The sequence below is a fragment of the Candidatus Omnitrophota bacterium genome (genome assembly GCA_003598025.1).
Taxonomy (GTDB): Bacteria; Omnitrophota; Gorgyraeia; order Gygaellales; family Profunditerraquicolaceae; genus Profunditerraquicola.
The window spans coordinates 120,827-135,277 of record QZKH01000003.1 but is presented as its reverse complement, the minus strand read 5'-3'; the positions used below and the strand labels follow the sequence as shown (position 1 = coordinate 135,277).

Annotated in this window: 10 protein-coding genes; all 10 read right to left on the bottom strand. The window is 36.6% G+C overall.

The window, feature by feature from the left end:
- Position 1 precedes the first annotated feature (1 nt).
- On the bottom strand, positions 2-775 hold the full coding sequence (locus tag C4533_02980; GenBank protein ID RJP28768.1) for a glycosyltransferase family 2 protein: 774 nt from the start codon (positions 773-775) through the stop codon (positions 2-4).
- Entirely contained in the window at positions 772-1,596 is an 825-nt protein-coding gene (locus C4533_02975; protein ID RJP28767.1) for a polysaccharide deacetylase family protein, read from the bottom strand. The genes C4533_02980 and C4533_02975 overlap by 4 nt, the downstream gene beginning before the upstream one ends.
- Positions 1,577-4,708 carry a hypothetical protein gene (locus C4533_02970; protein RJP28766.1) on the bottom strand — a complete coding sequence of 1,044 codons (3,132 nt, stop codon included), beginning with the start codon at positions 4,706-4,708 and terminating at the stop codon, positions 1,577-1,579. Before C4533_02970 ends, C4533_02975 begins: the two co-directional genes overlap by 20 nt.
- A complete protein-coding gene (locus C4533_02965; protein ID RJP28765.1) occupies positions 4,705-5,889 on the bottom strand; it encodes a glycosyltransferase in 1,185 nt (394 codons plus the stop codon). Before C4533_02965 ends, C4533_02970 begins: the two co-directional genes overlap by 4 nt.
- A gap of 30 nt (positions 5,890-5,919) precedes the next feature.
- Positions 5,920-6,291, bottom strand: coding sequence for a four helix bundle protein (locus C4533_02960; GenBank protein RJP28764.1), 372 nt, complete (start codon positions 6,289-6,291; stop codon positions 5,920-5,922).
- Between the two features lie 91 nt (positions 6,292-6,382).
- Positions 6,383-8,806, bottom strand: a complete 2,424-nt coding sequence (locus C4533_02955; GenBank protein ID RJP28763.1) for a glycosyltransferase — start codon at positions 8,804-8,806, stop codon at positions 6,383-6,385.
- A complete protein-coding gene (locus C4533_02950) occupies positions 8,796-10,247 on the bottom strand; it encodes an O-antigen ligase family protein (GenBank protein RJP28762.1) in 1,452 nt (483 codons plus the stop codon). The genes C4533_02955 and C4533_02950 overlap by 11 nt, the downstream gene beginning before the upstream one ends.
- Positions 10,244-12,340: a glycosyltransferase gene (locus C4533_02945; protein RJP28761.1), complete on the bottom strand. Its 2,097-nt coding sequence runs from the start codon at positions 12,338-12,340 to the stop codon at positions 10,244-10,246. The genes C4533_02950 and C4533_02945 overlap by 4 nt, the downstream gene beginning before the upstream one ends.
- Positions 12,337-13,524 carry a glycosyltransferase family 1 protein gene (locus tag C4533_02940; GenBank protein ID RJP28760.1) on the bottom strand — a complete coding sequence of 396 codons (1,188 nt, stop codon included), beginning with the start codon at positions 13,522-13,524 and terminating at the stop codon, positions 12,337-12,339. The genes C4533_02945 and C4533_02940 overlap by 4 nt, the downstream gene beginning before the upstream one ends.
- An 8-nt stretch (positions 13,525-13,532) precedes the next feature.
- Complete coding sequence (locus C4533_02935) at positions 13,533-14,432, bottom strand: glycosyltransferase (protein ID RJP28759.1); 900 nt, start codon at positions 14,430-14,432, stop codon at positions 13,533-13,535.
- Between the last annotated feature and the right edge of the window lie 19 nt (positions 14,433-14,451).

The following is a 14,451-nucleotide window of genomic DNA, read 5'->3' as shown; positions in this document are numbered from 1 at the left end:
TCTATCTTCGGGTCGCGCTGAATACCTTATCATAAATCTTGGCCTTAGAGTCAAATACCGCACGATAGCCCTTTTCAACAATTTTCATGGGGATATAAACATCATCCAATATCATATCCTCAGGCAGCCCCGGGAAGAGCTTGCTTCTTATCGCATAGAGAGCGCCTGTCGCCCCAAGCATAGAGCCCATGCGTGATTCACTTTTACGGATAAACTTTTCATATTCCCAATAAAGGTTAATTCCGCCTGAAGACTTATTTTCCGGCGATTCATCCTCATAAATCAACTCTGAACTGACCGAGCCAACTTTTCCGTCGGCAAAATGCTTGACCAGCTCTTTTAAGGCATTATTGTCCAACCTCTGCCTGGCATCGGTAAAGACAAGGATTTCTCCTTTGGCTTCTTTTACCAGCTTATTCAGCATGCTCGGCTTCCCCAGCCTCTTCTCCTGCCTTACTAATGTGACCTTGTGACCTTGTGGCCTTGTGGCCTCAATATCTCGTTTTATTATTTCTTCGGTGCCATCCGTACTCCCATCCGACCCGAAAATAATCTCTAATCTATCCTGCGGATAATCAAGTTCCATCAAAGAATTAATCTTATTCCGGATATTTATCTCCTCATTATGGACCGAAATCAAGATAGATACCGTCGGATAAACATATTTTGCGGCTAATGGTTTTTTATAAAGCAGCGAAAACAGGTACGCCAATAACGGATACCCGAGATAAACATAAATTATTACCAACAGTGAAACCCAGAATAATATCTTCATTTCTTTAGCAATCCCATCCTTAATTTATCGTAATTGTTTATGCCTATCAAATTGATCGCTGACTTACGAAGCCTTCCTTCAAGCTTATCTTTTACGCTTGGCCCGCGTTCCAATACTTTTTTAAACTGGCCTATCCCCCAATTGCTCCTGATCGCTATCCTGCCGAATTCATAATCATTTATCCTGCCGGAGTCTGATGTAAAAACCCCTTTATATCCTGCTTTTTTCAGCATCCCCAATATTTTCTTATTATAGAATCCGCGCGGTATCGAAAAATAATAAATCTTTGTTTTAAGCTTGCCTTCAATGAATTCCTTTGAAGTGTTTATTTCATACCTGATGTCTTTATCGGATAGTGCGGGCATTATCCTATGTGTCATGCCATGCGAACCGATAATCATGCCATTATCATGCATTTCTTTTATCTGTCCCCAGCTCATATAGCCCGATGAGCCGATCTTGCCGGCTAATATAAAGAAATACGCAGTTAATCCCAGTTCTTTTAATACCGGATAAGCCTGTGTAAAATTCGTCACATCCCCGTCGTCAAAGGTTATTAAGCAGTCGACGGTCGACGGTCGACGGACCACAGCATCCAATTTACCGTGGACTGTAGACTGTGGACTGTGGACTTCATCAAATTTACTGTGTTCTGTGACCTTGTGACTTTGTGTCTTTGTGACCTGTGTAATGTATTGCATCTGTTCCCTGAAATTCTCCTTACTTACACAATACAGTCCGTTACCCGGATCCCCCAAAACAGGAAAACCCACAGAGTGGTACATTAGTATAGACTTTTTCTTATTTTCCGGTTTTTTCATCTTGTGCCAATCCCTCAAAAGCAAACGGTAAGTTGTACAAATATTCCATTACCCTTGCATAATATGCTTTTTGGTAAATCATGCCGTCAAATAACGGGTCAGTGCTTGCCTTCTGGTGCCTTACCGTGTAATCAAGCTTTTTATTCAATGTATCTTTGTATTTTTTATCTCCGGTCAGCCAATAGCTATAGCTAAGCGCATCTAATATAGCGCCGTACTCGTCGCTCTCAATAAGAAAATCAGTAGCATTAATAATACAACCGGCAATAGCTTTATTACCGGTAATCATATGATAATTTATTAATGCCGGTATGGTATATTGGCTCATAAAACTAAGATGTGGTTTGCCTTCCCAGCGTTTGCGTACAGGGTTATAATTTTCAGGCCAGGCTCCGTTGTATTTCTGGCCTCTAAAGAATAAATTCACCAGCTTATCTGCCTGTTCCTTATATTTTTTTTCTCCTGTAAGCTCATATAATACAACATCACCCCAAATAACATTTGCAATGGAGCGCTGAGGTGAAATATCGGGATGGCCGAAATATGTCATATGTTCTTTGAGAAAGAAACTTCCAACCTCGTCAATAACATCTCTTGCTCTCTCATTCCCCGTAAGATAATAATACAAAACCAGGCCGTAAACATTTGTATGCGAAGTTTCTTCGTTCCTTCCTCCCCAGTGGTCAGCGTTATGCCTGTGCATGGAGCCTGGGCGACTGTAATCTTCGGGTATCCTGCCTCTAAGCCTGCTATCATTTGCCACCGTATTATAGTGGCAGGTATCAATGTCCATAATGTGGCGCGAGAGGTTTTTGCCAAAAATATAATATTTGTAATTGCCTGTCCGTAAAAACTGTATTAATGCTCCGGCATGCGTGCCAACTCCCTCACAATTAAACCAGCCATGCCTTCCTTCGGGATGCCAGCCCCAGTCATCATAAGATTTATCGTACGCTTCCTTCCTATACCAGGATAGAGTATCGCCGAAATCTATCATCCCATACCAGCTAAATTTATCGACCTGCCTGCTGCCCCAGTCAAAAAGCTTGCTCAAGAAACTCTCTGCTGATTTAAAACGCGTGTCATACGGCCATATTCTCCCTAAAACCCTGGTATCTGATACCCATATAGGATCTGAAGTTATAACAACATCGCTTAATAAGCTCCGTATTTTATTCTTAACCTCGCCAACTTCATAATTTCCGTTATGAAAATTAAATGCCAGGTCATGCGTCTTAGCCAGGCCAAAGGCGCTGCCCCGTGCGACTGCGTCCGGGCCATAGGCTTTTTGAGTAGTTTTTAAGTCAAGTTTGCCTGCTTCTTTAGGCCAGAGATCGATTTTTAACTTACCCGCTTCTTTATCTACAGAAAACCCCTTAGGGAATTGCTGCCAAAAATCTTTTACTCCAATTGATACCCCATAGCCATCACTGCTCAAATCAAGCCATCCTTCAAGCCTGTTTCCGCTGCCAATCGGCTTACCAGAACCTGTTACTGTATAACTGTCCGGTTTAAGCTGTAAGAAACTGATGGCTCCGCCAAAAGCTGACTGCATAATTTTATCGTCAGCGGCAAAAGTTACAGCTTTATCCCCATCTATCTTTACGGGAAGCTCAATATAAACCGCATCTATGGTTTCATTCCTTGGAAGGCGTTTGCCTTTGTATAGGTAATGATATTTATTTTCCGGGTATCCGGTATAGACAAAGGTATGCTGGAGTTTTATTTCTCCGCTTAATTCATAGGCATGTATCCTGACAATGAATTTGCAATACTTCTTTCCGTTATCAGCAACAAACCATCCCTCTGCCTTTATGCAAGCCTCAAGAGGCCCGGATTTTTCAACGGTAAGCCTATAATTTTTATCCAAATGGCTGTAGTATTTCTTGCCGTCGCGCTCAAGCACAAGGCTCGCTTTTGATGAAACGATCTCGCTATCATCAAATTTCTTATCATTATTCTTATCCAGCCAAAGTTTATCATAAAGATAGAATCCGCTTTTGGGTATTACCAGCTTGATTTTTCCGGTATTTATCGCAATATTTTTTAAGCCTTCATCTACTTTTAAAGCTGATTCCTGTTTCTTCCTGCTTATTGCATTTGAATAAACTAAGTTGTATTTTTTAATAGTTGCGGCATCAACTTCAGGTTTAAAAGAGATCAATGCCCACTTAATACTGCCATCAGGCCACTTTGACACAATTTGAGCCTGGAATTCAATATTATTTCCCGCCCCGTCATTTAGCATAAGCTTATCAAGGCTGTTTAACTGCCCTCTTCCAAAAGGCACGCCTCCGCGGACAACCGTTGAGTTAAGCTTAGCCGTAGTAAAATTGTTGATATATATAGGCACAGATACCCCGTCTTCACAGCTGCCCCATCTGGCTTTATTAAACTCCAGGTAATCGCCCAAAGCGTAAACTTGCTCGCCTTCTTTTGGAATAAATTCGTCGTCTGATATGCTTTTTGCGACTTTCTCCAATGCTGCCGCGGGAAGAAGCATGACACTATCCAAATAAAATGCCTTTACCGACTTATTGCCCCATAAAAACAGGTTTAACTGGTCAATCTTAGACGGGTTTAATTTATCCCAAAGGCTTCTAATATCAACCTCGATTCTATTATTTGCATTTGGCCTTAAATGCAGGTCAATTTTAACCTTGCCGCCGCTATTATCCCGCACCTGAAGGATCATTCTCTCAGCGTTCTTATTAGGATTATAAATATCAAAAACAAGCGCCTCATACCCTGACCAATTTACAATACGCCTGTCTTTTTCAAAATATTTCTCTATCCTGACAGATGAGGAATCGCCCGAAGGCTCATAAGTAAGCTTTGCCGAGTACTTTCCGGAAGTAGGATGCTCTTCTGATATCTCAACGCTCGCTTTGGATGCATTCCATTTGTCTAAATCCGCGCTGTTTTCAAAATCGCATATAACAAGAGGATCTTTTGCCTTTGGGATATTGGCAATAACACGCTCTTTGACTTTTGATTTTATCTTATTTATTAGGGGCTTTGTTTTTGTAAGCACAGCGTAAGATAAACCGGCAAAGAGTATACCTGCGACAAAGATTAAGACAAAAGCTATATTTAAGCGTTTATTCTTCATTTATCCGCCTTAGGCAATTTGCTTTCATAAATCTTTTCATATAGCCCCTGTGTGCTATCGATCATATTCCTCAAATTAAATTCTTTTGCTACTGTAGCGCGAGCGTTATCTATTAGGCTATTAGATAACCGCTCATCATGGATTAACTTAGCGAAAGCAGCTTTTAACTCAGTATGGTTCTCAGGCTCAACTAAAAGCCCGTTAAAACCGTTAGTTATAACTTCAGGGACCCCTCCAACGCTTGAAGCAACCACAGGTACTCCTGCAGACATAGCCTCTAATATAATCATAGGAAAACCTTCCCTTGTTGAAGGAAGAGCAATCATATCTATTGCCTTAAACAGTTCCGGGATATCGCTCCTTACACCGGTAAAAATAACATTTCCATTAAGGGCAAGGTTATCACACACCTGTTTCAAATACATTTCTTGAGGGCCGCTGCCGACAATTAAACCTTTGACCTTAAATCCGCATCCGGTAAGGACCTTTAAGGCTAACAAGAAATCCTTATGCCCCTTCTGCGGCACCAATCTACCAATCATAGCTATTACTGTCTCATCAGGACTGATAGCCAATTGTTTACGAATATAGTTATCCTGACTGTGGACTGTGGACTGTGGACTGTGGACGGAATGTGATTTACTGTGCTCTGTGATCTGTGATCTGTGCTCTGATATACTTATGCCATTATAAATCACCTCTATTTTCCCAGAAGGGATCCCCACATTCTTAACATAAAACTCTTTGACACTCTTTGATACCGCGATTATCCTGTCTGTCTTAGCTGCTAAATACCTGTCTATGACAAAATGCAGCGGGGTCTTCCAGGTATCAGAATTATGCTCTGTGGATATTATCACAGGCACACTTGCCTTTTGTGCTGCTAATCTTCCCCAGAAATTCGCACCCCATAGATGTGTGTGCACAATATTTATTTTATTCTCTTTTATTATTTCAATGAGCTTTTTTATGACACTAAAGTCAAATTTCCATCTCTTTTTTAATTCTATTACCCTGATACCTTCTTTCTCAAGCTCATCTGCAAATTTGCCCTTAGAATTAAGGCAGCAGACTATCGACTTAAATTTATCCCTATCAAGCCCTTTAGCCAGGTTAATAACCACCCGCTCTGCGCCACCAAGGCCTAAACTCCAAATTATATATAGCACATTTAGTTTCATTATTAGCTATCAGTCATCAGTCTTCAGCTTTCAGCTGTGTGAAGAACCGATTAACTTTCTTTTCAGTCCAGTTATCATTGCCGAAAGTTCATCGCATTCATTTAATAACTTCTCAGCGATGGTTTTATCACAATAATCCAACTTACAAGCTACCTCAATGCCACACATAACTTCGTATGCTGACCTTAACGAAATATTTAGAAATCTGTTAAATTCGGGATCAGAGCCAGAACCACTACCTTCAGCTATATTCAATGAAATTGATATCGCGGCTCTTCTTAATTGTGCGCTTAGACCATAAATCTCTGTTGAAGGGAAATTGGAAGTAACTTTATAAATCTCTCCAATAAAATCCATAGCCCTATTCCAAACGTCTAATTTTCTAAACTTCTGCTCTTTCATTTATCTTCCTTTAGATGAAATCTGACAACTGAAAGCTGACAGCTCAGATTTATCATCCATTGCTGATAGCTGACGACTGATAGCTGAAAGCTCATAATACTCCATTACTTCTAAATATCTCTATCAACTCCCTAACATTAGTATCTATATTAAACTTCTTCTCAACATGTTCCCTGGCATTTTTGATTATCTTATCCGTCAAATAGCAATCCTTATGCAGGTTCTCAATGGCGTTGGCAAGTTCATTACTATCTTTCTCCTGGACTAAAATACCTGTCTTTTTATCAATGACTACTTCTGGTATACCTGAAAAATTAGTTGAAATAACCGGAACACCCAAAGCCATAGCTTCTATAATCACATTAGGAATGCCATCCCTATCGCCGTTACCGGCCATAACCGAAGGCTGGACTAATACGCTTGCATCGCTAAACAACTTCTTTATCTGCTCCTGCGTCTGCAATCCCAAGAATTTAATCTTATCTTTTAACTCTATACGCTCTACGCTATACGCTAAACGCTTCTCTAATGGTCCTTGTCCAACAATAAAGCACTCAAAATCAATCCCTCTTTCTTTCAACATCCCACACGCCTCAATTAGATACTCAAATCCTTTAGTTTCTACAAGCCTACCAATTGCCAGAATAGATATCTTATCGTATTGCGTCGTGCGTATTGCGTATTGAGTATCGCGTATTGCGGACTGTGGATCCCGCACATATTTACTCTCTTGATTCCTCGATTCCTTGAATCCCTGACCCCCCACATATTTACTAAGATCCAATCCATGATAATTAAGATACACCTTATCCGCCTGGCCATTATTACAAAAATACCCCATGAAATTCTTGTTATACCCGGTACAAGTAACAGCAAACCTTGCCTTATTGATTTTCTCTTCCAAGCCGTCGCAATCAATAAACAGGTCCCAGGCATGAGCAGTAAAACTGAAAGGTATGCCCGTTAATTTATTGAGGATAACTGCAGCAGTAGTCGGCATGGTTGCCCAGTGGCTATGCATATGCTTTATGCGCATCTTTTTTAGCATCGGGGCAATACTCAAGCATTCAGCCAAAACATACATCGCTTTAACAAATTCCCACGGCTTGCCGAAATAGCTCCTCAAAACATACCCCAACGCACCCAAGGATCTTAATGGTTTGCTCAATACGCTACACGCAATACGCAATACGCTAACATCAGCATATATCGTATCTTTTATAAATTCCTTAGCTTCATCATGTATAACTCTGTCCCTACACTTCTTTAGCGATATAATCTTAACATCAACGCCCTTCTCTTTAAGTGCCTTTATCTCCCTTAATATGAAAGTTTCGTGAGTTTCGGGGAATTGGGAAAGGATGTAGGCGATTTTAGGGTTCAATAATTGTTTGTATAAGCCTTCTGTTTCTTTTACCATTCTCTGCGAAATGAATTTAGCCTCAACTAACCCCCTGCCTTCTTTGCCCATTCTGAGCCTTAATTCTTTATCATCAAGCAGAAGAACAATTTTGTCTTTTAAGGAATTTATGTCTCCTGGGGGCACAATAAAACCGGACTTACCATTTGCTACTAATTCTGCGCATCCGCCAACATTTGAAGCAATTACCGGTTTTGAGCAAGCCATGTATTCCAAAATAACATTAGGACAACCCTCATAATGGCTGGATAATACGCATATATCCATAGCGTTAATCAAATCTGGGATGTCGGAACGTAGGCCGGTGAACTTTATATTTCGAGTATCGCGTCCTTCGGCTTCGCTCAGGACTCCCTTTGGTCGTATCGAGAATCGAGAATCGAGTATCGGCTTTAATTTACCATCCCCAACACACACAAAATATACATCTTCCCGCTCTTTTGATATCTCCTGAGCTACCTTTAGAAGAGTATCATAATCCTTTTGTTCTGAGAAACGCGAAACCATACCGACCATTAAAGCTTTATCCGAAATACACAGTTCTGCTTTTATGCTCTTAGGCTCTCTTAAATTATCAAACCTGTTCAAATCTATACCATTATAAATAGTAACAATTTTTTCTTTAGGGAGTTTCTTTGTATTCACAAGATAAGGCCTGATACACTCTGCATTAATAGTTATTTTATCCGTAACATTCGCCAAAATCCGGTCTGCAAGCCTATGGTGCCATTTCTGCCACTTATCAATGTTACGAACCGAGCTTATTATTACAGGTATTCCTGCTAATTTAGCTGCAATACGGCCATATAGGTCAGAGGTAAATAAAAAGGTGTGCACGATTGCCGGTTTTTCATACTTTATAATCTTATATAATTTAAATAAAGTTGAGAGGTTAAAAAAGCCCTTATGACGGATATTAATGACTTCGAGGCCTATTTGTTTTATATCGTTTTCCAGAATCGTTACATCTGAATCCAAGTTTACCACTTTAAAATAAAAAATGTTTTTATCAGCAAGTTTTAAATATTCGATAATCTGCCTTTGGGCTCCACCAGCTGCGAGATTATCTACTATAATCAAAATGTTATTTCGCATGATTTAACTTTGAATTATAATCATGTTTTTCTATGTATAGTGCTCTAAAAATTAAAGCAGCTAAAATCCAAAAGTAACTACTAACTTCTTGTGAGTCAAGCCTTCCACCGAAAATATTCGCAACCAAAACACCACCCAAGCTTCCTAGAAAGCCTAACGATATGGCCTTAAAAAACTTATCCCTTGTGAGTCGATATAATTTATAAGTATTCTTGAATATTATTCCCAATATAAATAAAAACACTAAAAGAGCAAAAATTCCCATTTCTGCTGCAATCAAAATGTATGTATTGTGAGCATCCACTTTACCAACTTCAGGGGCATAATAAGGTATTAAATGAGGAAATACTCCATACCCAACTCCAGACCATTTATGCTCCTTTATCATTTCTAGTCCACCTTTCCATATGGCAATCCTAGTAGCTGAACTTTTATCTATAGTCTCTTCAAGAGTTGGAGAATATATCTGGTCTTTAGTGAAAGTTGATGAGATTCTGTACTTTATTCCGCTTGGCAAAAAGGCTGGATTTAAGACAGTTAATATCAAAAGAAAAGCAATAATAAAAAACAAAATCTTATTTTTGAAAAAAGTTATTGTTAAAGCTGCGGCAGCAAAAGCAAGATAACCTCCTCTAGAAAAAGTGACCTGCATACCTCTAAAACAAAGCAAAAAAGGAAAACTAAGCAACCAAAACTTAACATTGTTCCAGTAAATTAGCATAAAACCAGCAAAAAGAAACATATAATACACAAAGAAAGCAGCTAGGATATTTGGTTGTTGTGCTATACTACCGATTCTCGACTTCTCTAAGCTAGCTGTACTCCCAACATCGATATAATCTTTTATAGCCATCAATGCAACCACTGTCAACACTACCATCATTAACAAAATAATATTTTTTATTGTTTTTTTGTCTTTTACTATATTAAAAACAATAAAAAAGAAAAACAGTGGAGTGAGCCATCTTTTTAAAGGAGTTATAAAACTAAATGCGTAATCGGCGCCAAAATAAAACGTGCCTTTAATTAAAGAGAAACATCCAAAAAATATAAAAATTAAAAGCGGAATATCCAACGATGTACGTGTATAAACTTTCTTATTCTGCGACACATTACCAAAAATCCAAGTTACAATCATTATAATAGTCAAAATATTCGTAAAGTTTAACGCGGTCATCATCCCACCAAAATCACCAACAAGAATTTTGCTGAAAGGCACATATGTTACTAATGCATAAATACATATCTCTGGCTTTTTAAATCCTTTAGAAAGCAATAGAAAGAAAGCTAAAATAAAAAATGGATAAAGTATAGCCCTGGGTATTTCAAAATCTGCTTGTACAATAATCCCAAAGAAAATAACAACTGAAACAAAAGCCAAAAACATTCTTAAATCGCCCCAAGAAAATCCAAGTCTATTAGAATCATTATATCTATTCATCGTTGTCTCTTCCTTAATAATACCCCCATATAAATTTCTTCAATACTCTTAACAGTATTTTTTATAGCAAAAAATTTTTCTACACGATTTCTACCAGCTTCACCCATTTTTCTAGCGACATCTGGATTACAAAGAAGATACAATATTTTATCCGCCATCAAGTTAATATCACCAGGTGGGACTAAAAAGCCTGTTTCTCCATTAACAATAATATCTGACGGACCAGGAATATTAGTGGCTACAACTACTTTACCCATCGCCATAGCTTCAATTATAGTTAACCCAAAACCTTCAGGAAAAGTTGTACTAGCCTGAACAAGAACATCCAAGCCAGATATTATATTATTAATGTCATTTCTCCAGCCAGTAAATATAACTTTATCGGACAGATTTCTTTCTTTTACCAGTTTAACCACCTGAATAAAGTAGTCTTCATAATCTCCTTTTGGTTCCCCTACTATTAAGAATTTTACAGCTTTGTTTTTTTCTAATATTTTCTGAGCCATTAATATAAATTCCTTGTGGCCTTTACCTTCAACAATTCTTCCAATAATTCCTACACAAAATTCGGAATTATAACAGAATTCGCATCTAGCTATAGCATTAGTATTATTCAAATTCTCATTATCCATACTTAGACCATCATAAATAAGGCTAATTCTCTCTTCTAAGAAATACTTTCGATACATCTTAAAAGTATTAATATTAAGTACAATTACATGATCAATCCAATAAGAAAATAAAATTTCTCTCTTAATTAAATTTCTCGATAGCCTAATATGACAAATACAGGGAACGCCTGCTATTCGAGCAGCAATAATAGGGGCAAGCCCTGAAAGTATATTTGTGTTAACATGAACAATTCTTATATTATTTAGCTTTAAAATAAAGAAAATCCTAATTGCTTCTGGAATAATGTATCCAAAAAATGCGATTATATTCTGTCGTCTTGGATTAGGCGTGTTTTTTATTTTTACAATCTTCGCATTTTTTATATTCGTAAATTGTGGTCCAAAGTTTTTTATTAACACAAATGACGAGAAATTCATTTCATTAAGATTATTTATAAGTAATGATAATGACTTTCCAGAACCACCGTATCCTGAAGAAGGATCATAAAACAGAATATTTATTGATTGTTTAATTAATTTATTAGTACTCAGCAATCTTGTGAAGAATGTATAAAATAAGAAAAAATACGGGTTAAGCAACTTCTTATATTTCAGCAAATTATCATCTTTTTTGTTAATAAGCATTTTTCCTACACTTGGATTTAAGTTTAATGCAGAAAAACAATAGCTAAATGCAGATTTTCTCTCCCTATATGTATAATTACACTCGCGTGCTAAGAGATAATATTGTTTGGCAAGTAGATTATTGAGCTCTCGTTTATCAAAATTATTAACAATTTTGTTGCTAATTAACTTATTCAATGTGTTTATTGATCCTAGATACATACTTTTTTTATCAATTGAAATATTGTCATTATGAGCTCTTATAACTGCTAGCGGTTCATCTAAATAATCAATTTTATGATCCATGCTTAATCGTAACCATAAATCTGTATCAACTCCGACTTTAATATTAGTATCAAACAAACCTACTTCATCAAATACTTTTCTTTTTACCAAAACAGTCATAGGCAATCTCGCCCCATAAAGAAAATCTCGTGTGGATAATGCAGGGGTAGTAGGCTTATAACCCATAAATATTCCATGTGAGTCAATCATCTTAGCGCGACAATATGTTAATGATAATTGATCATTACTTTCTAATCTGGAGATCTGTATTTTTAGTTTATCCGGGAGCCACAAATCATCGCTATCTAAAAAAGCGATAAATTCTCCCTTAGATCTATTTATCCCGATATTTCTAGCAGAAGCTTCTCCTTGATTGTTCTGATAAAAATAAGAAATATTATCTAAATACGGACGAATTACTTCTTTTGTTGAATCATTAGACCCATCATCAATTACGATTATCTCCCAGTTATGATATGTTTGGTTCAAAACGCTGTGAATCGCAACGCTAATATAATTAGCACGATTATATGTTGGTATGATTACACTTATTTTGGGGGTTCTTGTTCTCATTTGAATATAGAAGTATAAAAAGTGGCTGTTGCTTCAGCCATTTTTTCTCTTGAATATTGTAACTTAACTTTGGCACGTGCCTCCATTCCAACCTTTTCCCTCTTAACCTTATCATCGAATAACTCAAGTATTATTTTAGCAAGAGCTTCCACATTGTTAGGGGGAATCAAAAAACCGCTCTTGTTATGCTCGATAATCTCTTGGGCCGAAATACCGTTACAACCAATAACAGGTCTGCCATATCTCATTGCCTCGATATAAACAAAACCAAACGATTCGTACAAAGAAGGAGCAACGAATAAATCGCACTTTCTAAGAAAGTTTTCTTTTTGAGGTTTACCTACATATCCAATAAAATGCACACTATTTTCATATCGATTAGAATATCTCTTCTTAAATTCTTTCTCAAAATATTCATTCTTATCTATACCTACAAGGTAAAAATTAATCTCTTGCTTCTGCCCAATAACATAAGGTATCGCCTCTAACAACACATCTATACCTTTCCTCTTTTCAAGCCTTCCTAAAAATAACACATTAAATTTATCATCTCCAGGATTAAAATACGTATCGTTTGATTCATCGTTTGATTCATCGTTTGATTCAACATCTACACCTAGAGGTATCACCTTTATCTTATCAGGTTCTATATTATATTCATTAGACATAAATGTTTTATGGAAAACAGTAGAAGTTGTAATAAAATCACTTTTTTTAACAGCTGTTTTTTCTAACCAACATATAAGCCTGTCCTTTATCCTAGGAATAAGGTTCTTTATTCGTAAAATTTCAAAATATGGTGTATGCAATCGGATAACAACAGGGCGAGTATGTTTAAATAACAAATACCAAAAACCTTCGGCATACCAATTCTGAAATTCAATCAAGTCAATATTCTCTGATAACTCAAGATATCTTATTTTCTTCGCAACATCAATGCTATAAAGAAAGGCTCTTAAAGGGAAAATATCTTCAAGGAAACTTAGGAATTTTAAATATGGCCTTTTAATTCTATATATAATAACGCCCCTATCTTCAAAAGAAATACTCTCATTTTCTGTTGAGGATACTACAAATACCTTGTAACCTAAAGCTTGTAATCCATGCGCAAGATTATATATGTATGTAGATATACCACCACCCTGCTCTGGAGGATATTCTCGTGAAACTAAACATATATTCATAGAATTCGTTAATTTTTAAAAAAAATATTTTTTAAAAAATAATAGTGACCTCTCAAATGGCCAAAAAATCTCCCAAAGGATCGAATAATTTCATATAGATCTTTATAATAGCTCTCGATTTTGTTTTCTTTATTTTTACTAAAAAACTTAGCGAATATTTGAATAATTGAATATATAATCTCTTCGAATAATTTAATAACGTGTAATGCAATATTATGACTTTTATTATTCATTTTATCTAGTAACTCTTTCCCAAAGGCATCTCCTATCGATGTCTGAAGCAATCTTTTAATGGTATGTGGATATCTAGTGTAAACAATAACATCATCAAAATATTTAAATTTATAAGACGTCTTTAGCTGCACTCTCTCACATATCTCTAGGTCTTGCCCTCTTAGTAATGTTTCATCAAAGAAACCCACCATATTCAAAACATCTCTTCGGAAACTCAAATTAGCCCCTCCTTGAAATTTAATTAGATTCATAGTCACCTTAAAGTCTTCGTCACGTAAGGAATATGATTTCTCCAACATGTTTCTCGGACATGCTTTCTTTATAGGACCAGCGACAATCCCTATAGCTTTATCCTCAAATGATTTGTTAATATTTAGCAACCAGTGTTTATCAACTATACAGTCTGCATCTGTATTAGCTATAATTTCTCCATTTGATGATAATATCCCTAAATTAATAGCTGCTGGTTTTCCCTTTTTTATTTGTTTTAATGTTTTTATAGTAGGATACTTAGATAAAATATTATAAGTATTATCTTTTGAATTATTATCAACAATAATTATCTCAAAATTCTTCTTAGGATAATCTAAAGCCAATAGTGAATCAATCAGACTAGGGATATTATCTTCTTCATTAAAAGCAGCAATAACTATTGAAATAAATGAATAATTCATAAAGTAGAGGTAAAGTAAT